The sequence below is a fragment of the Plebeiibacterium marinum genome (genome assembly GCF_026013615.1).
Taxonomy (GTDB): domain Bacteria; phylum Bacteroidota; class Bacteroidia; order Bacteroidales; family Marinilabiliaceae; genus Saccharicrinis; species Saccharicrinis marinus_A.
Genome location: NZ_JAPDPI010000011.1, coordinates 1 through 23,067 on the forward strand (window position 1 = coordinate 1; position 23,067 = coordinate 23,067).

A 23,067-nucleotide genomic window follows, 5' to 3' on the forward strand; every position below is an offset into this window, starting at 1 on the left:
CAGCGGCGGCTTTCTTTGTTTACTTTCTTCAGCTGAAGGAAGAAAGTAAAAGCCCGTCGGCTTGAGACAAAAGTAATGTAAGTCTGAAGAATAATGTTTTAGTCGGACACTAGTGTAATTAAAAATATAGTTATGCATTCACTAAAAGATAAATACAAGATTTTTAAGGAGAAAAACGAAGCCGCAGAAATTGGTGGTGGTCAGGGTAGGATAGATAAACAACATAAAGCAGGTAAGTTTACTGCCCGCGAAAGGATTAATCTCTTTTTGGATGCAGGCACTTTTGTTGAGCTGGATAAATTGGTTACTCACAATTGTAAAAATTTTAATATGGACAAAACCATCATTCCCGGTGATGGTGTGGTAACAGGTTATGGAAAGGTGGATGGGCGGCTGGTTTATGTTTTTGCACAGGATTTTACTGTTTTTGGAGGATCTCTTAGTCGTACTAATGCTGATAAGATTATAAAAGTGCATAAACTGGCCTTGAAGATGGGAGCTCCGGTTGTAGGTTTGAATGATTCGGGAGGGGCGCGCATACAGGAAGGTGTTCAGAGCCTGGCGGGATATGGCGAAATATTTTATCTGAACGTAAAAGCTTCCGGTGTGGTGCCGCAGATTTCTGCAATCATGGGGCCTTGTGCCGGGGGTGCAGTTTATTCTCCGGCATTAACAGATTTTATATTTATGGTAAAAGAATCCAGTTATATGTTTGTAACCGGACCAGAAGTGATCAAAACAGTTACGCACGAAGAAGTTAGCAAAGAAGATCTTGGCGGTGCACATACCCATAATACAAAAAGTGGTGTGGCTCATTTTGTGGGCGATGATGATGAGCATGCCCTGATGAAAATAAGGGAGTTGTTGAGTTTTTTGCCGTCAAACAATATGGAAGAAACCCCAATAATACCTACCGGCGACAAGATTGACCGGGAGGATGAAAAACTTCAGGAGCTGATACCTGCCGATCCTAATAAGCCCTACGATATGCATCTGTTGATTAATTCAGTGATTGATAATGGGCATTTTTTAGAAGTTATGCCACAGTATGCGCAGAATATCATTACCGGGTTTGCCCGTTTTAATGGGCGCTCAGTAGGGATTGTGGCCAATCAGCCTGCCTGTTTTGCCGGGGTTTTGGATATTAATTCAAGTATTAAAGCGGCCCGGTTTGTCCGTTTTTGCGATTCGTTTAATATTCCATTGGTAACTTTTGTAGATGTTCCTGGTTTTTTGCCCGGTACCACCCAGGAGTATGGAGGTATAATTAAGCATGGCGCCAAATTGCTGTATGCTTATGCTGAGGCTTCGGTGCCAAAAATTACCGTGATTACCCGAAAAGCATACGGAGGTGCTTATGATGTAATGGCCAGCAAACATGTGATGGCTGATGTGAATTTTGCTTATCCTACGGCTGAAATTGCAGTGATGGGTCCAGAAGGTGCTGTTAATATTATTTTTAGGGAAAAAATGGATGAAGAGGCCAGGCAGCATTGTGTTGACGATTACCGGGAAAATTTTGCAAATCCATACAGGGCTGCTGAATTGGGCTATATTGATGAAGTGATCCTACCAAAGGAAACCCGGAAAAAAGTGATCCAGGCCCTTGATATGACCCAGAATAAGAGCGAAACAAATCCTCCTAAAAAACATGGCAATATGCCTTTGTGAAAACATGTTTCAATAATTTTATGTGTATGAATGCGCTTGAACAACTTAAGGAGCTGACCAAAGTGGTTGCAGATACAGGTGATTTTGAATCAATGAAATCATTTAGGCCTTTGGATGCTACAACAAACCCATCCCTTATTTTAAAAGCGGTTCAAAATCCGCAATATGTTCATTTAATTGATGAAGCCGTTGATTATGCCAAAAAGAAAGAAGCTTCGGTTGGCTGCCGGTTGTCGCTGGCATTGGATAAAGTTGCCGTGAATTTTGGAAAAGAAATATTAAAGGTTGTCCCTGGGAGGGTTTCTACGGAAGTGGATTCGCGCTTGAGTTTTGATAGGGAAAGAACTATTGATAGAGCGCGAAATCTTATTGCGCTATATGAAGAAAGCGGGATCCCCAGGAATAAGATACTAATCAAGATAGCCTCTACATGGGAGGGGATTAAGGCAGCAGAGTTACTTGCTAAAGAGGAAATTCGTTGTAACCTGACCCTGATGTTTAATATGGTTCAGGCCGTGGCTTGTGCCGAAGCCGGAGTTCAATTGATATCGCCTTTTGTGGGAAGGATATATGATTGGTACAAGAAAGACCGGGGTGTTGACCATATTGATCCGGTTGATGATCCCGGAGTTTTGTCTGTGGTGGATATTTATAACTACTATAAGAAATTTGGCTATGAAACAGAAGTGATGGGTGCCAGCTTTAGGAATATTGGTCAGGTGATTGAGTTGGCGGGTTGTGACCTGCTTACCATATCTCCCGTATTGCTCTCTGAATTGGAGACTAAGGATATATCTGTTGCTTTAAGGTTAAGTCCGGAGAAGGCAAAAGATTTAAATATTGAAAAGATCGAAGTAACAGAAAGTACTTTTAGGTGGCATATGAATGAGGATCCAATGGCAACAGAGAAACTGGCTGAAGGAATTCGCAGCTTTGCCAGGGATATTGTAACGCTGGAAGAGTTGTTGAAAGTAAGAATGGGTTGATTGAGGAGGTAGCGCTAATATTAAATCAATGGTTGTTAAATGGTGTGGTGTGCGTGTTTTTTGTTGTAGTGGCGTTATGTGAAGTTTTTCAGAAAGTTAAAATCATTATCTAATTCAAAAAAAAAGGGTGGCAGAATTATTTTCCTGTCCACCCTTTTTTTCAGTATAATACTTTTGTTTGTGTAGCTTGAAGCCATCTGCTATTCGCTAAAAGCCATCCGCTATTCGCTAAAAGCCATCCGCTACCAACTATATCAACCCCCTGTCTTTTAAAAGGGCGTTTTCATCGGGTTGTGCACCTTTAAATTTAGTGTACATTTCCATGGCATCTTCAGTTCCTCCTTTTTCAAGGATGTTTTTGCGGAACTTGGTTGCAGTTTCTTTGTCGAATATCCCATTTTTCCTGAACGAATCAAAAGCGTCAGAATCCAGGATTGCAGCCCAGATATATGCGTAGTATCCGGCTGAATACCCACCTGCAAAGATGTGTTGAAAATAAGTGCTCCTGTATCTGGAAACAATCTCAGGGATCAGCTTCATGTTTTTCATGCTTTTGGTTTCAAAGCCGTTTACGTCTGTGTCCAGCGGAGATGTTAATGTATGGTAATCCATGTCTAAAATGGCAGCAGCTAAATACTCAGTCGTTGCAAATCCCTGGTTGAATTTTCCTGCATTTTCAATTTTTGCAATCAGCTCATCAGGAATAATCTCCCCTGTTTTATAATGCTTCCCATAATATTTCAGTAATTCAGGGTGAGTTGACCAGTGTTCCATAATTTGTGAAGGTAATTCTACAAAGTCACGGGGTACGCTGGTGCCAGACAAGCTTTCGTATTTGCATCTTGAAAGTAAGCCGTGTAATGCATGCCCGAATTCATGGAAAAGAGTCTCAACTTCATCAATACTTAATAAAGAAGGTAGTTTTTCAGTAGGAGAAGTAAAATTGCATACCATAGTAATGATTGGAGGGATGTTTTCACCGTTTATGGTTAATTGCTTTTGAAAAGCATTCATCCAGGCACCGCCTCGTTTGCTTTCTCTTGGGTGGTAATCCATAAATAAAATACCAACATGGGAGCCATCTGCTTCTTTTACTTCATAGGCTGTTGCGTCAGGATGAGGAAGGGGAAGTCCTTCTTTTTTCTCAAACTGCAGGCCATAAAGCTGATTGGCAGTATAAAGGGCACCATCTATTACGTTGCTTAACTGAAGGTATGGGCGGATTTCGTTTTCGTCAAGGTTGTATTTTTTCATTTTTACCTTCTCGGCATAATACCACCAGTCCCAAGGTTCAAGTTTAAATCTGCCTCCTTCTTCCTTGATGATCTGTTGCATGTCTTTTACTTCTTTTTTAGCAACCGTTAAGGATTTGTCCATTAAAGAAGCCAGTTTGGCGTTCACTGTTTCAGGCGTTTTAGCCATGTTTTTGTCAAGGATAAAAGCAGCATGGTTCTCAAAGCCTAAAAGGTTTGCCCTTTTTATCCTGAGGTTAACAATCTCTTTAATAATTTCTTTGTTGTCAAACTCGTTGTTGTTATCACCCCTGTTGATGTAGGCTTTAAATATCATTTCGCGTAAATTCCTGTTCTCTGCGTACTGCAGGAATGGTATCATGCTGGGTTTGTGGGTTGTAAAAGCCCATTTTCCTTCGTGACCTTTTTTTGTTGCCAATTTGGCGGCTGCATCAATAGAGGCTTGTGGAAGCCCTTGTAGGTCGTTTTTTTTGTCAACTACCATAAGGTAATTGTTGGTTTCGTTTAAAACATTGTCGCCAAACTTTAGCGTTAAAACGGCAAGTTTTCCATTGATCTGGCTGAACTCTTCTTTTTTGTCCTCAGGTAGGTTGGCACCGCCACGAGCAAAAGATTCGTAAGTTTCAGTTAATAGCTTTTTTTCTTCGGTCGACAGGTTTAACTGGTCTTTTTGCTCATAAACGGTTTTGATACGGGCAAATAGTTTGTTGTTTAAAAAGATGGCATCGTTGTGCTTTGAAGCAATGGGGGCCACTTCCTGCGCAATAGCCTTCAGACTGTCGTTTGTATTCGAACTTGTCAGGTTGTAAAATACATAGCCCACTTTGCCAAGCAATTCGCCGCTGTATTCAAGGGCTTCAATTGTATTGGCAAAAGTTGGGGCCTCGCTGTTGTTTACAATGGCCTCAATGTTTTTGTTCTGCTCTTCCATGCCCTTTAAAAAGGCTGGCATGTAATGTTGGTTTTTAATTTTTTCGAACGGAGCAATTTTAAAAGGCGTTGCATACTCCACTAATAACGGATTTGTTTCCATTGGTGTTTTTTTTGAGCAAGCCCCTAAAAAAATCAGGGCTGCGATGGTAAAAACAAATAAACTCTGTTTCATAGGTAATATATTTATCAAATTTGCCAGTAAAAATATGAATTTTCGCATCTCTTTTTAATGATGTTTGACATGGATAACAATTATTTTTTGAGTAGTGTTTTGGATGGGAGTGTGTATTGTTACAAAAGGTTAAAAATTGTAACCAATGGTGGTAAATAACTTATAAATTGTTAGTGAAAGCCGATTTGTTTAATAAAGAAATTTGTTGCTAATTGCTTGAAAATAAGAAATTAAAGAATTATTTCTTTAATTAACCAGGGCTGGTTTTTAGGTAATTTAGTGTTTTATAACATTCTGATATTTAAATGATTTGAGAGGGTTGTATATGTTGTAAAACAATCTTTTTTTTAATGTTATTATAAGGCAGAGGTCATATTTAGTTATAATTTTGTAGCTCTGTTTTTAGTAAGTAAAAATAATTGAATTAAAGATATGTGACGAACCTTTCAATCTTCTGTCACGAGAATGGTTGTTTTGATTGGCAAGGAGCATATTTGATATTATATAATATATTAAAATTTAAATGAATATGAAACCAACGCACATTGAGCACATTGGTATTGCTGTAAAAAGTTTAGATGAGGCAGTTCCATTTTACGAAAAAGTATTTGGATTAGAGTGTTATGCTGTAGAAGAAGTAGCAGAGCAGAAAGTTAAAACTGCTTTTTTTATGGTAGGACAAACAAAAATTGAGTTGTTAGAATCGACTGATCCTGCAGGGCCTGTAGGTAAATTTATCGAGAAAAAAGGAGAGGGTGTTCACCATGTGGCTTTTGCGGTGGAAAACCTGGCTGACAAATTAGTTTCAATTCAGGATGCAGGAGTTGCTGTAATCGACAAAACTCCACGTAAAGGGGCAGAAGGATTGAATATTGGTTTCCTTCATCCAAAATCTACTTTTGGTGTTCTTACTGAACTTTGTGAAGATCCTTCTAAATAAATAATTCATAATACATTAAGATTCGATGTCAAGTCAAGAAAAGATTAAAAAATTAATTGACCTTCGTACTGAGGCTAAATTAGGCGGTGGTCAAAAAAGAGTTGATGGCCAGCACGCAAAAGGTAAAATGACTGCCCGTGAGCGTATTGAGGCTCTTTTGGATGAGGGGAGCTTTGAAGAGTTTGATATGTTTGTGACACACCGTTGTACTAACTTCGGTATGCAGAAAAAGAAATTTATGGGCGACGGCGTTGTTACCGGTCACGGAACAATTGATGGTCGTGTTGTATATGTTTTCTCTAAAGATTTTACAGTATTGGGAGGTTCGTTGTCGGAAACAATGGCCATGAAGATCTGTAAAGTAATGGACATGGCCATGAAAGTGGGAGCTCCTATTATAGGAATCAACGATTCAGGAGGTGCCCGTATTCAGGAAGGTGTAACTGCACTGGCTGGTTATGCTGAGATTTTCCAGCGTAACATCGAAGCTTCAGGTGTAGTGCCACAGATTTCTGCAATCTTTGGTCCTTGTGCCGGAGGTGATGTATATTCTCCTGCTCTTACTGACTTTATCATGATGACTGAGCAGAACTCCTATATGTTCGTAACCGGTCCTAAAGTGGTAAAAACCGTAACAGGTGAAGATATTACTGTTGAGGATTTAGGTGGTGCGCATGTTCATGCATCAAAATCAGGTGTATCACATTTTGAATTGGAGAATGAAGAAGAAGGTTTGTTGTTGATCAGGAAGCTGCTTTCATACATGCCTCAGAATAACCTTGAAGAAGCACCTATTGTTTCTACAGGTGATCCAATTGACCGTATGGACGATGTGTTGAATACGATCATTCCTGACAATCCAAATATGCCATATGATATGAAAGAGGTAATTCATACCCTGGCGGATGATGGAGAGTTTTTGGAAGTACATAGAAATTACGCTAAAAATATCCTTGTTGGATTTGTGCGTATGGGTGGGCAATCTGTTGGGGTTGTAGCAAACCAGCCAAGTTTCCTTGCAGGGGTGTTGGATTGTGATGCTTCACGTAAGGCTGCCCGTTTTGTTCGTTTCTGTGATGCCTTTAATATTCCTCTTTTAACATTGGTAGATGTTCCGGGATTTTTACCTGGTAGCGGACAGGAATATGCAGGTATTATTACACATGGTGCTAAACTGATGTTTGCATATGGTGAGGCTACTGTTCCTAAGATTACGGTTACTTTACGTAAGTCGTATGGTGGTGCGCATGATGTAATGAGCTGTAAGCAACTTAAATCGGATCTTAATTATGCATGGCCATCAGCAGAAATTGCTGTGATGGGAGCTAAGGGTGCTATTGAAGTGCTTGAAGGACGTGCCATGTCGAAAATTGAGGATCCTGAAGAGAGGAAAAAATATGCTGCTGAAAAAGAGAATGAGTACACTGAGAAGTTCTCAAATCCTTACAATGCAGCTGCTCACGGTTATATTGATGATGTAATTGAGCCGAGAAACTCTCGTTTCCGCATTATCAGGGGTTTCCAGAGCTTGCAGACTAAAAAGACAAGCTTGCCTCCTAAAAAACATGGAAACATTCCATTGTAATTGGTAATAATATATTGAACTGATAAGTTTTGCTTATCAGTTCAAGCCATATTTGTGGCTGAATAATACAATATAAAATATTCTACAATGAATTTACTGACAGTGACAAACCAAACATGGACCATTACTCTATTGGGTTGGGTTATTGTTTTTGCTGCTCTATTGTTTTTGGTAGGTGTCTTTTTGTTGGTTCCCAAGGTTTTTACCTGGAGTGCAAAAAGAAGGTTGAAAACAAAAGGGAAAACGCAAGTTACCGATGACCAGCTGGCTATTTCAGGAGAAACCAATGCGGCCATCGCCACAGCCCTGCACTTGTATTTTAGTGAAATGCATGATGAGGAAAGTGCTGTGATTACTATCAAAGAGGTTAGAAGGAGATATTCGCCTTGGAATTCCAAGTTGTATGGAATGAATAATTCTTCATATTATAAGTTAAGAAGTTAGAAGTTTGGGATATTCGTAAAAGAATCCTGGCTTGTCTGTTGGGGCAGGGGATTTGTTTTAATGAATTTTTCATTCAAATTTAAACGCATGAAGCAGGCGGTGTATTTGAATTGTCCGGGTAGGGCCGTTTAAATAATTTGCAGGTTGCATACGTCCTTAGACAATTAATAAACGCGTATGAAAAAGTTTGAATTTACAATAGCGGGTAACCGTTATAACGTAGAGATAAAAGATTTTGAGGATTCTATAGCTCAGATAAATGTGAATGGAACAGCTTATGAAGTTGAGGTTCATCAGGAAGTGAAGAAATCTAAAACTCCAAAGTTGGTACGTAAGCCGGTTGTTCGCGAAGAAGGCGAAGGGGCTGTGCCGCAAAAAGCAACCGGAGCAGGTGCTATTAAAGCTCCGCTTCCCGGAAATATATTTAAAGTAAATGTTGCAGTTGGTGATACTGTGGCACATGGCGATGTGGTGATTGTGATGGAAGCCATGAAAATGGAAAATAATGTGCTTGCTGTTAAAGGTGGAGTTGTTAAGAGTGTTAAGGTAGCAGTTGGTGATTCAGTTCTTCAAAATGATATTCTAATTGAATTTGAATAGCATGAAGAAGTTTATGACCTTTTATTTTGTGCTGGCAATTTTGTTCTGTTTGCAAATTGTTTTTGGAACAGACATTAGTGCTGCAGTAGATTCTGCTTCCGGTGCGGAAGGTGGAGTTATGCACGGTTTAGTTGCTTTGTGGGATTTTACTGGTTTTGCAAATGTAACTTTGGGTAATATGGCCATGATTGCAGTTGGCTTGTTCTTTATTTTTCTTGCTGTAAAATATGATTATGAACCTTTGTTGCTAATCCCCATAGGGGTTGGTATTCTTATAGGTAACATCCCGTTTTTGCCTGGGTATAAAATTGGTGTGTACGAAGAGGGTTCGGTAATGAATTACCTGTATTTTGGGGTTAAACAAGGTATTTATCCTCCATTGATTTTCTTGGGTATTGGTGCTATGACGGATTTTTCCTCCTTGATCTCAAATCCTAAGTTGATGATTCTTGGGGCAGCAGCCCAGGTTGGTATTTTTGCCACTTTTCTTGGAGCTTCAGCGTTAGGCTTTTCTCCGGAAGAGGCTGGGGCAATCGGAATTATCGGGGGTGCAGATGGTCCAACGGCTATCTTCCTGTCTTCTAAATTGGCGCCTCAGTTGATGGGAGCCATTGCAATTGCAGCTTATTCATATATGGCTTTGGTGCCGGTGATCCAGCCTCCTATTATGCGCTTGTTGATACCTAAAAAAGAACGTGCCATTAAGATGAAGCCGCCTCGTGCAGTTTCTAAAACCGAAAAGATCTTGTTCCCCTTGATTGGTTTGTTGCTAACTTGTTTTATCTCGCCATCGGCATTGCCTCTGTTGGGGATGTTGTTCTTTGGTAACTTGTTGAAAGAGTCTGGTGTTACAGAACGCTTGGCTGATACAGCCCGTAATTCGATGATCAATATTGTGACGATCCTTTTAGGGTTGACTGTAGGTGCGTCAACGCAGGCAGATGTGTTTTTGACTTTGGCTTCGATTAAAATCTTTGGATTGGGAGCATTGTCGTTTATGGTTGCAACTGCTGGTGGACTCCTGTTTGCAAGGTTCTTAAATGTATTCCTTAAAAAAGATAATAAGATTAATCCATTGATTGGTGCGGCAGGTGTTTCTGCAGTTCCTGATTCAGCAAGGGTTGTTCAGAATGAAGGCTTAAAAACCGATCCTAATAACCATTTGTTAATGCATGCCATGGCACCTAATGTGTCGGGGGTTATTGGTTCTGCTGTTGCGGCAGGTATTATGCTGAGCTTCTTGTTATAAAAAAACAGATATATTATATATTGTATAGGGTCACCCGTTTTGGGTGGCCTTTTTTGTTTGGGGGGGTTGATGTGATAAAAATCATAAAACGATCGTTAGTGTGGTTTTTGTGAGGGGTTTGGAGTGGGTAAGTACTAAAAATAATGACGATTGGTGTTGAAAAATGGGGGTGTGTATTGTTTGGAGATTAAATATTGTTATTTTTGATGTGAGATTATGGGTGGTGATATTGATATATGGGGAACTATGTTGATGTGATCATTTTTAATTAACAAATGTAAAATTGCTAATAAAAATAGGGGATAGCAGTTTGCAGATTTTAAAAATAATTTTGAATCATAAAATGAATTTCAAAAAAGGGCAGATCCGTTTGGGTCTGCCCTTTTTTTGTTATGTGACTGCAAAATAAACACATAACAAAAATTAACAAATAATAATAAAAATTTGCAAGTGTTATAATATTTTCATAATTTGGGTTTGATCTTTCAAAAAAATGAATTTTTTATTTGATATAAGGGTGTAAAATCCGAGGGTTTAACCCTTAAAAACATTCATTTTTTGGTGACTGGTGTATATTATTCTGCAAGTTTTAGTGTTCCCCCACGATTGCAGAGAAATTGTCAACTCACATAAATACCATTTAAACCTTTAGTCTGTATGGAAGTCCTTTTGCAACAATCAGTTTTTTCTTAAAGATCGGATTTGCTCAAATCCGTTAAGTGTTAGCATGTCAAACGTGGCAATGCCCGGTCTCCCTGTGGCATAATGGAAGAATTATGTCTCTCTCTATTTGATTAATCTATAATAAGATATATGCATTTATTAACTTAAACTTTTGTTTTATGCGGAAATTAGCATTATTTCTGTCTATGATCCTTTTTGTGGGATTGCAGACGATGACAGCCCAAACAAAAGCTATTTCAGGTAAAGTGTTTGATAGTCAGGGCGAAGTGATACCTGGAGTGTCTATTATTGTTAAGGGTACAACAGTTGGGACGATTACTCGTCCGGATGGTACTTACAGTTTAAATGTGCCAGGAGATGCAAAGATACTGGTATTCTCCTTTGTGGGTATGAAAACCCAGGATGTATTAATAGAAGGCAGATCAACGATTAATGTAACAATGGAATCTGATGCCATTGATGTTGATGAGGTGGTTGTAACTGCCTTAGGTATTAGAAAAGAAGCCAAGGCGTTAGGGTATGCAACGTCAAATGTAGGTGCTGATGAACTTACGCAATCTGGTGAGCAGAATGTTATTCAGGCATTGGCAGGTAAGGCTTCTGGTATTCAGGTTATAGGGTCCGGGGGTACCCCGGGTGCTTCCAGTAAAATTTTGATTAGGGGTAATTCTTCATTTACGGGAAATAACGAACCTCTTATTGTAGTTGATGGGGTGCCAATTGATAACACTACATCTCAAACAAATGCAGGTGATAACCCTTATAATAAAAACCTGGAGGGAGTTAATAACTCAAACAGGGCTTTGGATATCAATCCAGATGATATAGAGAGTGTTACTGTGTTGAAAGGGCCTGCAGCTGCTGCGTTATATGGTGTTAGAGCTGCGAATGGTGCTATACTATATACCACCAAAAAAGGAACACAAGGGGCAGCAAGTTTTACATATGAGTATAAGTTGGATATTTCAGAGGTGAGTCAATTGCCAGATTTTCAGGATGAATATACGCAAGGATCCGGTGGGGATTATAATATGGATGGATATGCCAGTTGGGGAGCTAAGATGTCGGATGAGGGCTTGACCCCAATCCATAATGTGGATAATTTCTTTGATACAGGGGTTACTCATACTCATAATTTCTCAGTTAGGGGAGGTAATGAAAAATCAAATTTCCGCCTTTCATTGAGCCATATGGAACAGGATGGTATGATTCCAAATACGGATTTGACCAGAACATCTGTTCGTATGAGTGGAGAAACTGAGGTGTATAAGGATTTTAAAGTGGGAGGAACTGCAAATTATGTGAAGAGTGGTGGTAATAAGGGGCAGAATGGTAGTAACCTTGCTGGTTTGATGTTGTCTTTGTTTAGGGCGCCTGTCAGTTTTAATCTTTATGATAAGGCTAATGGTGGTTATTATTATCCTGATGGAGAACAAAGAAAATATATAGCGTATTTTGATAATCCATACTGGTCAGTTTATAATAATACATTTGAAGATGAAATTGACCGTGTGATGGGTAATTTTTATGCGAACTATAAGTATAAGTGGTTGACTTTTGATTATAAATTGGGTGTTGACTATTATGCTGACTCCAGGAAAGCAATTATTGCCGTTGATTCATATGGTGGTGACGCCGGTGATGGAACCGGGGAAGTTGTAGAAAATATCATTAGGAACAGGGAATTGTATTCTAATTTCATGATTAGTGCATCCCATAGCTTTATGGATGGGCTAAATGGAAGTTTGAGTGTTGGGCATAACCTGAATGAGCAATTTAATCAAAGTTTATATGCTCGGGGAAGAAATCTTACTGCGCCGGATTTTTATCACTTGAGTAATGCAAGTGATTTGTATGCGGATGAGGCTAAAGAAATAATAAGGACTTCAGCAGTTTTCTTTATTGCAGATGTGGATTATAATAATCTCATTTATTTGAATGTAACTGGTAGAAATGAATGGGCTTCTACCTTGGGTTCTAAGCAAATGGATTTTTTCTACCCTTCGGTAAGTACCTCGTTTGTTTTTTCTGAACTGTTACCTGAAAATCCTATTCTGACTTTTGGTAAGTTGAGGTTAGGATGGGCAAAGGCAGGTAATAATCCTGATGCATATGCAACGTCATCTTATTATACCCAGCCTATTGTGGCAGCGGGTATGACTGGAGGAATTGGTTATCCATATTTGGGAGAGAGTGGTTTTAGTAATTCAACAACTCTTGGAAACCCTGATTTAAAACCGGAAATGACAACCGGTATTGAGGCCGGGCTTGATATAAGGTTGTTAAATGGTAGGGCAAATATTGATTTGACTTATTATAAACAAGAAACAAAGGATATTCTTGTGGCTCGTCCAATCGCTCCAACTACTGGCTTTAGTGAATTGTGGCAGAATAGTGGTGAGATGGAGAACAGGGGTATTGAGTTGAGTGTGGGAGGTACGCCTGTTAAGTTGCGTGATTTTTCATGGGATATTAACTTGAACTTTACCAAGAATGAAAACGAGGTGAAGAAGTTGGCCGAAGGTGTCGATGAAATTGAAATAGAAGCTGCATTTTATTCTATGGGGTCGTATGCAATTGTAGGAGATCCATATGGTGCATTGTATTCTGATATGTGGGTGCGTGATGCAAATGGAAAAATGGTTGTTGATGATGAAGGTTACCCTATTATTGCTGATGAAAGAGGGAATGTAGGTAATCCTTTCCCGGATTGGTTAATGAATATTAGAAATACATTTAGTTATAAGTCTCTTTCTTTGAGTTTCTTGTTGGATATCAGGCAGGGAGGAGATATTTGGGGTGGTACAATTGCCAGGTTGAATCAGATCGGGCGTACCGCTATAACTGCAGATAGGGAAGGTACTATTGTAGTTGATGGTGTAACTGAATCGGGAGCGCAAAATACGGTTGCTATATCAAAAGAAGATTATTTGAGATATGTGATTGGAGATTGGGGTCCCGGTGAAAATGCCGTATATGATGGATCATGGGTCAGATTGCGAGATGTTACTTTGTCTTATAAGCTTAAATTTAAGGGTTCTTCACCTGTGAGCAATTATATTAAAGCAATGACCTTTACTGCGTCTGGTAGAAATCTTTGGTTGTCGACAGACTACCCTGGTGTTGATCCGGAAACAAGTTTGACTGGAGCAGGATCGAACTTGACGGGTTTCGACTACTTTAATATGCCAGGTAGTAAGTCGTATGTTTTTGGTGTGAAAGTAGACTTTTAAATTCTTGAATTATGAAAATAAATAAATATATAATATTAGGACTTTTGGTGGCCTCTGTTATTGGAGGGTGTACCGAGAGCTATGTGGAAGGTTATAATACTTCTCCAAATTCTCCTTCAGAAGTACAGGAATCAAACTTGCTTACGGCAACCGAAGTTGCAGTGTTTGGAAACGTAACAGGAGAGTTCGCCAGGGTAACTTCTATTTGGATACAGAATCAGGCTGGGGTTTCAAACCAGTCTCAACAAGAGCATGCTACCTATCAGGTGTATGAAGGTGATAATACCAATGAGTGGAATTCTATTTATACGGATTGGCTCGAAACAGCCCAGAATTTAATAGATCAGGCCGGAGATGAAAATCCTTATTATAAAGGAATGGGCTTGGTGTTAAAAGCATGGGGCGGTGGATTTGCTTCTGATATGTGGGGCGACGTTCCTTTTAGTGAGGCATTGCAGGGTACTGATATTTTGAATCCTCATTACGATACTCAAGAGGCGGTTTATGGTGCTATACAAACCTTGTTGTCTGATGCTATTACTGAATTTAATAAAGGTGAGAGTGCAAACGTGACGCTTCCGGGCAGTGATGATCTGATGCTGGAAGGGGATATTGATCAGTGGAAAAAGTTGGCATGGATGTTAAAGGCAAGGTATGCAAACCGGTTAAGCAAGAAGAATCCTACAGGGAGTGCAGCTGATGTTTTAAGTTATATAAATAGTGCTGGATTGGTGGGTAATGCTGATAATGTATATGCAAAGTTTGGGATTAATCCAAACAATGCAAACCAATGGTATGCATTTTATTTACAAAGGGGTAATTATATGGCTATGGGAGAATATTTTATTGATAAGCTGGTGGCGAATAGCGACCCTAGGTTGTCGTATTACGCAGCTCTTTCTCCTGATGAGTTATATGAGGGTTCTCCTGCAGATACTCGTATTCCCAATGAAACAGCCAGTCCTATAGGTACGTACTTAAATGTTAATAATGGCCCGGTGCCAATGGTAACCTATGCAGAGATGAAATTTTTACAGGCTGAAGCGTATTTAAGGCAAAGTTCTCCAGATGCAGCTTCAGCTGCTGCAGCGTATAATGATGGGGTAAAAGCTTCGGTATTGGCGGTTACGGGATCGGCTGCGTCTGGTAATTTTTTGAATAATCATGCCTCTTTAGTTGCTGGAGATGTGGATTTGGAACAGGTGATAGGAGGTAAATATGATGCATTGTTCTCTCAGGTTGAAATCTGGACAGATTGGATTAGGACAGGGTATCCAACTTTAGTGGCAAATCCTGATCCTCTTGCTCGTTCGGGAGGAATCCCTTATCGTTTCCCAACTTGTATTGATGAGCGGTTGTATAATACTAATGCAATTGTTGTAAATGATATCTATGAAAAGCCATGGTTTGCAGAATAGAATATCATCTATGAAAATAACAACTATTCCGTGGTGGGACACATAGATTAAAGGTTTAGTTGTGTGAGTGGGGGGCAGATCCGTTTGGGTCTGCCCTTTTTTATGGGCCTCTCTGTCTTTCTCAAAAAGGTTTGTTAACGAAAGTTAATACAGGTGGGTTTGTAAGCGCTTTTTTACAAAATGGTATTTAAAGGTGAAAGAAATTATGCCTTTTGAATAAAGTGTAATATTGTTTATTTGTATTGAATATTTGGAGGGGTAGGTTAAAAATAATTAAAAGTAAAATGGAGGCTATGTAAAATTTGGGTGGTCAATAGGGATTTAAGTATATAAAATGCTGCATAATGACGGTTTTTAATGTGGTGAGAATTAGTAAGTTTACTAATCCGTTAGTTCAATAAAAATGACAAATTCCCATATTGGGTTACAGTAGTCCTGTTAAAAAATATTAAAATAGATTTGAAGCTTAAAAAATATTTTAATACTTTAGTCGAGAATTTACAAGGAATAGTGTTCCCCCACGCTTTGTAAATTACATTGTCAACTCACAAAATAGTACCAATTAATTTAAAACCTTTAGTCTGTATGGAAGTCGATATTCAAAAATCAAAACCTTCTTAGTAAAGAGATATTAATTATCTCAAGATGTTGCATGCCTTTGTTGGCTATGTATGCATAAGTATATGCCATTGTTTGGTATGTATGTGAATCTGTGCGAAGCAAAGATAATGGGAATACTTTGCTCTCTTCATTATGGAATTATCTATATAATTAATTAAATACACATTATTAATTTAAACCTTTTGTTTTATGCGGAAATTAGCATTATTTCTGTCTATGATCCTGTTTGTAGGGTTACAGACAATGTCAGCCCAAACAAAAGCTGTTTCAGGAAAAGTTGTCGATGATCTTGGCGAGGCAATACCTGGAGTATCTATTATTGTTAAGGGCACTACAATTGGGACAATCACCCGTCCCGACGGTACTTACAACTTAAATGTACCCGAAAATGCACCTGCAATCATTTTTACCTTTGTGGGGATGAAGATGCAGGAAGTTCCTTACACGGGACAAGCAACTATTAATGCAACCTTGGTGTCGGATACTGAAGATCTGGATGAGGTTGTAGTAACAGCCATGGGTATTGTTCGTGAAAAACGAACAACAACTTATCAAACAGAAAAAGTAAAGAGTGAAGAACTTTTAGTTGGTCAGGCATCTAAAGCTGCCGAGGGATTAACAGGTAAAGTAGCCGGTCTGCAAATTAATAACCAGGATAATGGTGTGAATCCTAAGAAGCAAATTCTTTTAAGGGGTATGCGTTCGATTAGCGGTAACAATGAAGCTCTTATTGTGATCGATGGATCAATTGTTACTTCAGGAGCTTTTAATGATTTGAACCCTAACGATATTGAGAGTATAAATATCTTGAAGGGTGCAAGTGCTGCTGCGTTATACGGTTCTCGTGCTGCTAATGGTGCTTTAATTGTAGTTACAAAACAAGGCCAGAAAGGTAAAAAGCTAACAGTAGGAATAAATCATGCTACTAGTTGGGAATCTGTAGCATATATGCCTGATTTTCAAACTGAATATGGTATTGGTTGGGATGGAGAAGATAATCCTGTGGAAAATACAAACTGGGGAGCTAGATTTGATGGCGTTGTTAAGCAAATCGGGCCTACTTTTGCTGACGGATCATATCAAGCTGTACCATATGCTCCTATAGAAGACAATTTGAAGGACTTTTATAATACTGGTGTTACCAATCAAACAACTGCATATTTATCAGGTGGTGATGAAACAAGTACTTTTTATTTGTCGTTAGGAAGAACTGATGCAGAAGGAATTGTGCCTTCTGATGAGTACTCAAGATATACTGCCAGAGTAAATGTTTCAAAACAAATTGGTAGTGTAAAGTTGAGTGCAAATACAAGTTTCCTTACAGATGAGACTGATGTTGTTGGGGATAAAATTGGTGACCAGGATAGACCATTGTATTGGTTCGTATTAAATACTCCTGCTAATATTCCTCTATCAGAGTATAGCGACTGGGATAATCCTGAAAGTTACGGATATGCAGATAACTATTTTAATGCTTACTATCAAAACCCATATTGGGCTATTGGAACCAATAGAAATGTTGATGAAACAAATAGGTTTGTTGGAAATGTTTCAGCATCATGGGATATTTTTGATAACATTAATTTAACAGGTCGCCTGGGAGCTAACAATTCATGGGGTAATGGTAAAGACTGGAGAGCGGAGCAGACTTATGATGCTACACTTCAACCATATCACTCAACAGTGTCTTCTTTTGTTGAAGATTTTGAATTCCAACGTGATATTTATACTACGGATGTAATTTTAAGTGGTGATTTTAATGTTGCTACTGATGTTACATTAAAAGCAATTTTAGGGTCTTCAACTTACTCATATAAATATAGGGAAAGTACTCTTATTGCAAAGAATTTAAGTATTCCTGGATTTTATGATATTTCAAATGGAACCGGACAGTTAGAGGGAAAAGTTGATCAGTCGGAAAAACGTACATATGGTTTCTACGGAGATTTTACTTTTGGATACAAAAACTGGGCTTTCCTTACTTTGACAGGACGCCAGGACTATACTTCTACATTGAGTTCTGATAATAATAGCTATTTCTATCCAGCAGTTGGTCTATCTCTTGTATTAACCGATGCAATTGAAGCATTGAAGAATAATGATGTTTTGAGTTATGCTAAGTTAACGTTGAGTAACTCAACTGTTTATAATGACCTTAATCCATATCAGATTAATGAAAGGTATTATAAAAGAACGAATTCAGCAGGAGATGTACTTAACCCATTCCCTTATGGAAGTATAAACGGATTTGATAAATCAGCAAGTGCTGTAGATTCAGATATTAAGAAAGAAAAATTAAATACAACAGAAGTTGGGTTGAATTTAGGTTTCTTTGGTTCTAGAATTAACCTTGATGCTTCTTACTATCATACCAAAACTACTGACTTAATTACTTACACTACTCCATCTTATACATCAGGAGCTTCTGGATATTTGACAAATATTGGACAATTGACAGGAAAAGGATTTGAATTGTCTCTTGGAGGTCGTGTTCTTAATGTAGGTGATTTCAAATGGGATTTAAATGTTAATTTCTCTACTCAAACTACTACAGTAGATGAGATTATTGATGGAGTTAACGAAGTTGCATTGGATTCTTATACTTCTGGTTATGGTACTTATGCTGTTGTAGGAGAGGCATTCCCTCAAATTAAGGCAGTTTCTTATGTTCGTCATGACGGAAAAGTTGTTGTTGATTCAGAAAGTGGTGATCCAATTGTTGGTGAAATTGAAAACCAAGGAAGAACTACTCCTAAGTATATTTATGGTTTAACAACTCAGTTTGGTTATAAAGGATTAAAACTGTCAACCACATGGGATTTAAGAACTGACTATGTTTATTACGCTCAAGGTTTAGATGCAATGGAATTTACTGGTAGGACTGAAGAGAGTGTAAGAGCTAACAGAGAGGATTTTGTATGGCCAAATTCAGTTTATGAAACCAGCCCGGGTGTTTATGTTGATAATACCAATGTTGCCATTACAAATGGTGTTGGAGGTTTTTGGAGAGATAAGTATGGTGAAATAAATGAGTGTTATATCCGTAATGCATCAAATCTAAAAGTTAGAGAGTTGGCATTAAGTTATGATTTGCCAAAGAGCATTCTTAGTAAAACAAACATCATTGAAAAAATGACTGTAGGTTTTGTTGCCAGAAACCTTTATACATGGTTCCCTGACGGACAAACCAGGTTCTCGGATCCTGAATTTAGAAATACTGATGAAGGAGATGACTCAAACGGTGTAGGTATTGGTGGTTACTTTACTTCTCCTCCTACCAGATCATTTGGTTTTAATGTGAATATTGAATTTTAAAAGGGATGATAGATATGAAAAAATTATTAATAATATTTTTTGTTTCGGTTCTTTTTGCATCATGTGATGATTTCCTGGATGTAAATGAAGACCCTAACAATCCTACAGTAGTAACTCCTGAATTAGTATTGCCTGTTGCTCAGGTGTATACAGGTGAGTATGTGTTGGATTATGATATGGCTAACCACTTAGGTAATATGTTAATGTATAACTGGAGTGAAACTTATGGATTTAGCTGGTATCAGGAAGAGTTTGATTACTTGGTGAGTACAACTTTTCATGATGATTTGTTTGACGATGCGTATTTGTATTGTTTGAAACACTATAAAGATTTGTATGATCGTGAAGAAAAGTATAACAACTATCGCGCGATTTCAATGATCATGATGGCTTATCATTTTCAAATGCTAGTTGATTTCTATGGAGATGTTCCTTATACAGAGGCTTTAGCCAGGGGTGGGAATCCCACACCTAAGTATGACCAGGCAGAGGCTGTTTATGATAGTATCATGATTCAACTTGATGATGCAATACAGTTAATTAACTCTGAATCTACAAGTGAAGTAGCTTTCGAATCTGTTGTTAATGATGTGATTTTTGATGGTGATATGAAAAAATGGAAACAGTTTGCAAATACCATCAAACTTCGTATTCTTGTTCGTGAGGCAAATGTTAAAGGTGATACCTATGTAACAGCAGAAATTGCAAAAATTACTGCCGAAGGATCAGGTTATATTACATCTGATGTTTTGGTAAATCCGGGTTACTTAAAAGAAACCAATAAGCAGAATCCGTTTTGGGATAGCTTTGGGGAAGATTCATCAGGAAATACAACCATGAATCATAATGCAACATGTGCTACTCAATTTATTATCGATTATTTGGTTAGTACCGGAGACCCACGAATTGATACATTATTTCAAAAGGGACCTGATAGTGAAACCCATTTAGGTGTTGAGCAGGGAGTTGTAAACCTGACAAGTGATTATGATCAGACTCATGTGTCATTAATTGGAGCAGGGTTATTAAAAGGTTATGATGCTGGAGCACCTATATTTACTTTGGCAGAAAGTTATTTTAATCAGGCTGAGGCCGCACTGAATGGTTTTGGAGGTAATGCAAAGGATTTGTATGAGAATGGCGTTAAAGCTTCATTTAGTTATTTGGGGACAGAAGGTGTAGAAGATTACCTGAGTCAAAACATAGCAAATGTTAGTTGGGATTATTCCAATAACAAATTGGAAGCGATTATTACTCAAAAGTGGTTAGGACTTATGGGTGTTAATGCAGAGCAATCCTGGTTTGATTATACTCGTACTGGTTTTCCTTCAAATTTACCAATTTCTTTACAGGCAGATACTGAAGATAGACCAGTTAGGTTATTTTATCCTAATAGTGAAATTACAGGAAATACTAAAAATGTGCCAAGTCAGAAGGATGCATTTACTGATAAAATATTTTGGGCTGAATAAAAATTGTTAATTATGAAGAGATTAAATTATATATTATTACTACTCCTGGGGGTGTGTTTATTTAGCTCTTGTGGAGATGGATTAGATCCGCTAGAAGGATTGGATGATACATTGACGATTGCTTCTTTTGAAAGCTATAGCGTTAATATGGGAGGAGAAGCCAATGGCTCAGAATATGATAAAGTTATCCAGGTTAAGGTTAATGGCCCTGGAATTATGGACTTAACAGAGGATGTTACTATGACTGTGGCTGCTGCTGATAATTCTACTGCAGTTGAAGGTCAACATTATAGAATTGAGAATAAGTCGATAACTTTAACTAGATCAAATAATTATCAGGGGTTGATTGATATTGTTTTAATCACGGAAGGTAATACTCCTCCAATGGATGGTACTCCGGAATTTGATGATTATGTAGCACCTGTTTTATACCTTAATGCAGTAAGTGTGGTTGGAGGAGATAATACAGTAGCTACAGGTAAAACCGCAAAGATTACCTTGAACTTTACTCCGCCAAACCCATATGCAGGTGAATATGATGTGGAGATGAGGTATTTCCATCCAAATGAAGGTGCTTATCCTGATAACTTGTATGGAGGGGTAAGAAATTATGTAAAAGAACTTACTGCAATCACCGGAAGAAAATGTGAAACAGGTTTTGCTGTTTGGGGAGATTCTGACCTTTGTTGGATTACAATTAATGCAGATAATACAATTAGTTTTATTGTAGATGATACTTGGCCTTCTGCTGTTAAGCTTGGTATTCCTGAAGATCCTTCAAAAGTCTCATATTTCGATCCTGAAACAGGAAAGATATACTTGTATTACCATTATTCAGGTGCTGGAGGTAATAGGATTTTCTGGGAAGTATTTACTCCAAAGAATTAATTAACGTAATTTGTTAGTTTAAAAATTTTTAAGATGAAAAAATATAATAAAATATATATTTTATGTCTGGTTCTTGCATTGTTAGTTTTACCTGGTTGTTATGAGGATGAAGTAGCAGATGTAGTGAGCCCGGATGAATATCCAACGTATACGGTAACAAGTGATTATGATGGTGGTGAAATCAGAGAAGGTGATGTTATCAAGTATACCATCAAAATGGATAAGATGAGAACTTATGCAACTCCCTTTGCTTTACATGTGATTGATGAGTCTGCTGATGATATAATAGAATTCGAAAATGTTACTATCCCTGCCTATTCAACAGAGGGTGTTATAGAAGTGACTTTTATAGATGACTTATTGCCATCAAATGAAGAGCAAACAATTAAGTATGAGGTGGGTTGTTTTTCTGATGCCGCCAAATATCTGCTTAATTCAAATTCTAAGGTAGTTTCTCAGGAACTTACTGTTAAAAACTACAATGACCCTTCAGGTTTAAGTATTATTGTAGGATGGGATAATGGTGACGATGATTGGGATTTAATGGTTGTAGATGAAGGTCAGAATGATGAATGGACTGGTTGGGCTGGTGCTACAGGTGCCAATCCTGAGCAAACATTATTGTTGAATGAAGAAGCTGACGGGGTTTATTATCTTGAGTTTGATCCATGGGATGTTCTTAATGATGTGGTAGAATTTGAGATTCTTATTGGTAAACCGGATCATACTGCTCAGTCATTTAGCTTTACATATGATGTAGAGGATGATGAAAGTTATGATAAAGGATGGGGTTATCGTGTTGTTAAGATTGAGAAGAGTGGAAGTTCCTATACTTGTACTGCTGTTGAGTAGTGCATTTAATAATAACAACTATTCCGTGGTGGGACACATAGATTAAAGGTTTAGTTGTGTGAGTGGGGAGGGCAGATCCAATAGGGTCTGCCCTTTATTTTTGCATAGACCTGTCAGCGTTTTAAACCTGACAGTCATGGTGTATTCTTTTACTCCGCGCCCATCCTTATCCTATTCTGCTCCCAGGCAACTCCGTACCAACTTCGGCTTTTTGTCGACCTCTATTCGTCTCCTGTTCGCATGTATATGGTGAACCGTAGTCGAAGCTTACCCGAACACTTCCCGAACACATCCAGACTCTTTCCCGAAGCCGTACCGAAGAAACGTAGGAAAAAACCCGAAAAAAACCCGAATCCGGATAATTTTTTCAATTAACTCCCAGAAACGTGACAATTTTTCGCATTAACTGCAAAAATCGTGATTATTGCCTTCTGTTGAACAAAATATTTGTAGGTGATTTTGGTAGTGTTGTGATGTATTCGGTTGATATATAAATGTATAGGCGATGTAAAAAGTAGCAGTAAAATTACTGCTATTTTCTGGATACTTTCTGAGCATTACTTTAGCATTAAACAATTATCAATTAAAAGTTGAAAGTCTAACGTTGAAAGTAGAAAGTGATTTACAGCATTAAGTAAAAAGTTTAAAGTTAAATGTGATTTACAGATTTGACAATAAGCTGGAAGTCTATAACAAACTAGAATTGATAACTGATAATTGGTAATTGAAAAAGAGTCGGCCGATGCATTGT

Annotated in this window: 14 protein-coding genes; 13 read left to right on the top strand and 1 reads right to left on the bottom strand. The window is 38.1% G+C overall.

The window, feature by feature from the left end; all coding sequences use genetic code 11:
• Positions 1-132 precede the first annotated feature (132 nt).
• Together OM074_RS07100 and tal are read left to right on the top strand one after the other, a co-directional pair.
• Positions 133-1,671 carry an acyl-CoA carboxylase subunit beta gene (locus tag OM074_RS07100; protein WP_301198760.1) on the top strand — a complete coding sequence of 513 codons (1,539 nt, stop codon included), beginning with the start codon at positions 133-135 and terminating at the stop codon, positions 1,669-1,671.
• A 26-nt stretch (positions 1,672-1,697) separates the two neighbouring features.
• Entirely contained in the window at positions 1,698-2,657 is a 960-nt protein-coding gene (tal, locus tag OM074_RS07105) for a transaldolase (protein ID WP_301198761.1), read from the top strand.
• 249 nt (positions 2,658-2,906) lie between these two features.
• On the opposite strand, the gene OM074_RS07110 is transcribed toward tal, so the two are convergent.
• Positions 2,907-5,015, bottom strand: coding sequence for a M3 family metallopeptidase (locus OM074_RS07110; RefSeq protein WP_301198762.1), 2,109 nt, complete (start codon positions 5,013-5,015; stop codon positions 2,907-2,909).
• A 529-nt stretch (positions 5,016-5,544) separates the two neighbouring features.
• On the opposite strand from OM074_RS07110, the gene mce reads away from it, so the two are divergent.
• The 11 genes from mce (at position 5,545) to OM074_RS07165 (ending at position 22,316) form a co-directional block, all read left to right on the top strand.
• Positions 5,545-5,955, top strand: a complete 411-nt coding sequence (mce, locus tag OM074_RS07115; protein ID WP_301198763.1) for a methylmalonyl-CoA epimerase — start codon at positions 5,545-5,547, stop codon at positions 5,953-5,955.
• Between the two features lie 25 nt (positions 5,956-5,980).
• Positions 5,981-7,540 carry an acyl-CoA carboxylase subunit beta gene (locus OM074_RS07120; protein WP_301198764.1) on the top strand — a complete coding sequence of 520 codons (1,560 nt, stop codon included), beginning with the start codon at positions 5,981-5,983 and terminating at the stop codon, positions 7,538-7,540.
• Between the two features lie 87 nt (positions 7,541-7,627).
• A complete protein-coding gene (locus tag OM074_RS07125; RefSeq protein WP_301198765.1) occupies positions 7,628-7,984 on the top strand; it encodes an OadG family transporter subunit in 357 nt (118 codons plus the stop codon).
• 177 nt (positions 7,985-8,161) lie between these two features.
• Entirely contained in the window at positions 8,162-8,584 is a 423-nt protein-coding gene (locus tag OM074_RS07130) for a biotin/lipoyl-containing protein (RefSeq protein ID WP_301198766.1), read from the top strand.
• 1 nt (position 8,585) lies between these two features.
• Entirely contained in the window at positions 8,586-9,833 is a 1,248-nt protein-coding gene (locus OM074_RS07135; RefSeq protein ID WP_301198767.1) for a sodium ion-translocating decarboxylase subunit beta, read from the top strand.
• Between the two features lie 842 nt (positions 9,834-10,675).
• The gene (locus OM074_RS07140; RefSeq protein ID WP_301198768.1) at positions 10,676-13,750 is read left to right on the top strand and encodes a SusC/RagA family TonB-linked outer membrane protein; all 3,075 of its coding nucleotides are present in this window, start codon (positions 10,676-10,678) and stop codon (positions 13,748-13,750) included.
• 11 nt (positions 13,751-13,761) lie between these two features.
• Positions 13,762-15,168: a SusD/RagB family nutrient-binding outer membrane lipoprotein gene (locus OM074_RS07145; protein ID WP_301198769.1), complete on the top strand. Its 1,407-nt coding sequence runs from the start codon at positions 13,762-13,764 to the stop codon at positions 15,166-15,168.
• A gap of 810 nt (positions 15,169-15,978) precedes the next feature.
• Positions 15,979-19,104 (top strand): SusC/RagA family TonB-linked outer membrane protein, encoded by a 3,126-nt coding sequence (locus OM074_RS07150; protein WP_301198770.1) that lies wholly within the window; start codon positions 15,979-15,981, stop codon positions 19,102-19,104.
• 14 nt (positions 19,105-19,118) lie between these two features.
• The gene (locus tag OM074_RS07155) at positions 19,119-20,576 is read left to right on the top strand and encodes a SusD/RagB family nutrient-binding outer membrane lipoprotein (protein ID WP_301198771.1); all 1,458 of its coding nucleotides are present in this window, start codon (positions 19,119-19,121) and stop codon (positions 20,574-20,576) included.
• A gap of 12 nt (positions 20,577-20,588) precedes the next feature.
• Positions 20,589-21,464, top strand: coding sequence for a hypothetical protein (locus OM074_RS07160; RefSeq protein WP_301198772.1), 876 nt, complete (start codon positions 20,589-20,591; stop codon positions 21,462-21,464).
• A gap of 33 nt (positions 21,465-21,497) precedes the next feature.
• A complete protein-coding gene (locus OM074_RS07165; RefSeq protein ID WP_301198773.1) occupies positions 21,498-22,316 on the top strand; it encodes a hypothetical protein in 819 nt (272 codons plus the stop codon).
• The last annotated feature ends 751 nt before the right edge of the window (positions 22,317-23,067 follow it).

Bases quoted from the DNA above. Each gene is read 5' to 3' on its own strand.
- OM074_RS07100 (WP_301198760.1), top strand. From the start codon at position 133: ATGCATTCACTAAAAGATAAATACAAGATTTTTAAGGAGAAAAACGAA.
- tal (WP_301198761.1), top strand. From the start codon at position 1,698: ATGAATGCGCTTGAACAACTTAAGGAGCTGACCAAAGTGGTTGCAGAT.
- OM074_RS07110 (WP_301198762.1), bottom strand. From the start codon at position 5,015: ATGAAACAGAGTTTATTTGTTTTTACCATCGCAGCCCTGATTTTTTTA.
- mce (WP_301198763.1), top strand. From the start codon at position 5,545: ATGAAACCAACGCACATTGAGCACATTGGTATTGCTGTAAAAAGTTTA.
- OM074_RS07120 (WP_301198764.1), top strand. From the start codon at position 5,981: ATGTCAAGTCAAGAAAAGATTAAAAAATTAATTGACCTTCGTACTGAG.
- OM074_RS07125 (WP_301198765.1), top strand. From the start codon at position 7,628: ATGAATTTACTGACAGTGACAAACCAAACATGGACCATTACTCTATTG.
- OM074_RS07130 (WP_301198766.1), top strand. From the start codon at position 8,162: ATGAAAAAGTTTGAATTTACAATAGCGGGTAACCGTTATAACGTAGAG.
- OM074_RS07135 (WP_301198767.1), top strand. From the start codon at position 8,586: ATGAAGAAGTTTATGACCTTTTATTTTGTGCTGGCAATTTTGTTCTGT.
- OM074_RS07140 (WP_301198768.1), top strand. From the start codon at position 10,676: ATGCGGAAATTAGCATTATTTCTGTCTATGATCCTTTTTGTGGGATTG.
- OM074_RS07145 (WP_301198769.1), top strand. From the start codon at position 13,762: ATGAAAATAAATAAATATATAATATTAGGACTTTTGGTGGCCTCTGTT.
- OM074_RS07150 (WP_301198770.1), top strand. From the start codon at position 15,979: ATGCGGAAATTAGCATTATTTCTGTCTATGATCCTGTTTGTAGGGTTA.
- OM074_RS07155 (WP_301198771.1), top strand. From the start codon at position 19,119: ATGAAAAAATTATTAATAATATTTTTTGTTTCGGTTCTTTTTGCATCA.
- OM074_RS07160 (WP_301198772.1), top strand. From the start codon at position 20,589: ATGAAGAGATTAAATTATATATTATTACTACTCCTGGGGGTGTGTTTA.
- OM074_RS07165 (WP_301198773.1), top strand. From the start codon at position 21,498: ATGAAAAAATATAATAAAATATATATTTTATGTCTGGTTCTTGCATTG.